Below are 2,513 nucleotides of genomic sequence, written 5' to 3' on the forward strand. Positions count from 1 at the left end.
CAGCAACCCGTGCCATCAACACGCAGGACAATACTTCGGATAATTTCTCTTTATCGCGCTCCATATCTGCGTCAGCGACGATAGCGACACCATCGATATCAAAGCTATAAAGAACAAATGCCACCAGAAACAGCACAAACCCTTCGCTCACTACCAGTTTCGAATAATAGTGATCACCGATAACACCGAACGCGAATGGGAATACGATAAGCGGCAGTACAGCATTTGCAGCCTGCATTGCCGACAAATAAGCAATGTTCAGTACAGCTTTTTTCATATATTTTTGTGAGAGATTAAGAACCTCTTCATTTCCTCACTTGGGAATATTGATATAACTGAACACTACTTAGAAAATCTGAGCTGTTTCCGCAGTCCGGCCCACCTCTCTCTAAAAGCCGGTCGCTCGAGAAGCTTTGAGGAATGCATTCCGAGCAAATGCAAACAGAATAGCAAGAAAAAAGGCAATGGCCATAGCAATAGCAGCAAGCCTGCCGTGTTTCGGCGAATACGGTTTTTCAGGGACAATGGCCGCATCGAGCGTCTGGATCAACGAAGCGTCTCGAGCTTCATCAAGACGTGCCGCTTCATACTGCTTAGCGAGCAGTTCGTATAACATTTGGCTATACTTTACATCCCGAAGAATTTTTATGTTCGCAAGACCAGAAGGAGTCTTTTTTCTGCTTTATCAACAGGTGTGCCGTTCTCAAGTCTACTAATCTCCGCTCGAAGGCTGCTCAGTTCCTGCTGCACCGCCTTGTAATCTTGATTATTAGTAGTTACAAAAGAGCTCATTGAACTAAGTTGAATTTCCTTAACCGATGCCTGCGCACGAAGTTTGGCGATGGTCTCGACAATTCCGCGGCTATCGGCATCGACACTAATAACGCCGTTCGCATCTAGATTTTTCTTGAGCTCAACCTCGTCGTCTGCAAGACGATTCTTGGCTTGTTCAAGCTGTCGCTGGAAGAAGAGCCGCCTTTGAGCGGCTTCGGTCACCGCAAGAGCTCGATTAACCTTTGTCAATTCCTCGATATAACCGTTGGCCAAGGCCGCCACCCGATTTTTATCGCCATCTTCAACAGTAATAGTAATGAGACCTTCCTTGCCAGAACTCATCGAAGTGTTGCGTTCGAGACTCTTTACGGGTCTGCTCAAGCGACTCGACGTCATATACACTCTGGAGATGAAAACGTCCTATCAGGTTATCGGAAATAGTCCTGCTTCTCAACATGCCGATATAAAGGTCACTCGGATTCTTGATGCCGGTTGCGCTTGCTACCATACTAGCAGCACCACCTAATTGGGACAGCAGAGCAGCAGCGCCCATTTGAGATTGCTGCGGCGGCAAGATTGTTGTGCTTGCGCGGAACGTTGGCGGAATTGCGAACGAAACCGCGAACGTAATCGCTCCGACAATAACCGGAAAACCGAAGATCAGTCTTCTATTTTTTAGAAATACGACCAATACATCGAATAGACCTTCATCGCCATGGGGATCATCCAGTTCCGCCCCGCTTGCTTTGTTATATTCCATTTTGGCTACCGCTAAGGTTCGAACTTTCATTGATGCGCATTTTTCAATTCGTATGCGGCATGATGAAATAATTTACGAGTTTATATAACGCAGAATACTCAAAAATTCAGCCTTCGAAGGTTAATCCTTATGAAAGCACATTGTTGAGTAACAAAATAATTTAATTAATTTCGGAGAGTTTTTACCGCAGCAGCGCCTAAGCCAAGATTAGCGAGAATTTGCGTCCAATCTCTAGCGCCTTGTGTGAATTTGCTCCAAGCAGTTTGCCGATCAACCTTCTCGGGCACCACAATCGTGTCGCCCGGCATAACCTCGACACCGCCGATCTTACCCAAGAGCCAACTTTGTGTAATCGCCTGATACGACCGTACCATCGACGCGCATCACGAAAACGTTATCGGTATCAGCATCAGTGGTTGTACCGGCAAGGTTGAGATAATCCTTGACTCGGGTATTAGGCTTCCAAAGTGGCGACGCCTCGGCGTCAACTGCACCGAATACGTGGACGAAAGCTGGCTTCGAAGGCACTACGAGACGGTCGCCGTTCTGCAATGTGACCCGGGGTAGATGCGAAACGAGCGATCGTCTGAAATCGAGACCAAACGCAATTCGTCCAGTCGGCTGCTGATCTCCGGAAGCGGGCTATGCAGTTCCTCGAGCAATTTTCCGCTCTGCTTCGAGCATTGCGCAGTTGCCGCAGCGGCGTCGGGCCGTGTTCATTGCCCGCAAGTTGGCAACGCGCGTACAGCTTCTCGCTACGCATCTGTGCTTCAAGACGATCCGCAGCTCGTTGCAGGTTCGCCTGCTGTTCCTTACGGACTTCCTCACTGATAAAACGCGGTACCGAACATGTACGCGTTAGACGTCGGACCACCGGCTTTCGCGATCAGGGTTTGCGGCGTCTGTAGGTGCTGGATCATCCAACTAACTCCTACCGTTTTAACCTTAGCAATACGTAACTGAACGAAGTACAACGACA

The 2,513-nt window shown here is 48.4% G+C and carries 4 protein-coding genes; all 4 read right to left on the reverse strand.

The features are described 5' to 3' along the window. The coding region (locus ACWNCF_RS04060; RefSeq protein ID WP_449406116.1) for a hypothetical protein at positions 1-277 on the reverse strand (277 nt) is incomplete at its 3' end. A 111-nt stretch (positions 278-388) separates the two neighbouring features. After that, positions 389-616, reverse strand: coding sequence for a GNVR domain-containing protein (locus tag ACWNCF_RS04065; RefSeq protein ID WP_449406117.1), 228 nt, complete (start codon positions 614-616; stop codon positions 389-391). Between the two features lie 29 nt (positions 617-645). Then, positions 646-1,116, reverse strand: coding sequence for a hypothetical protein (locus ACWNCF_RS04070; protein ID WP_449406118.1), 471 nt, complete (start codon positions 1,114-1,116; stop codon positions 646-648). Then, on the reverse strand, positions 1,076-1,534 hold the full coding sequence (locus ACWNCF_RS04075) for a Wzz/FepE/Etk N-terminal domain-containing protein (protein WP_449406119.1): 459 nt from the start codon (positions 1,532-1,534) through the stop codon (positions 1,076-1,078). Before ACWNCF_RS04075 ends, ACWNCF_RS04070 begins: the two co-directional genes overlap by 41 nt. Positions 1,535-2,513 lie beyond the last annotated feature (979 nt).

Source organism: Massilia phosphatilytica (genome assembly GCF_977014125.1).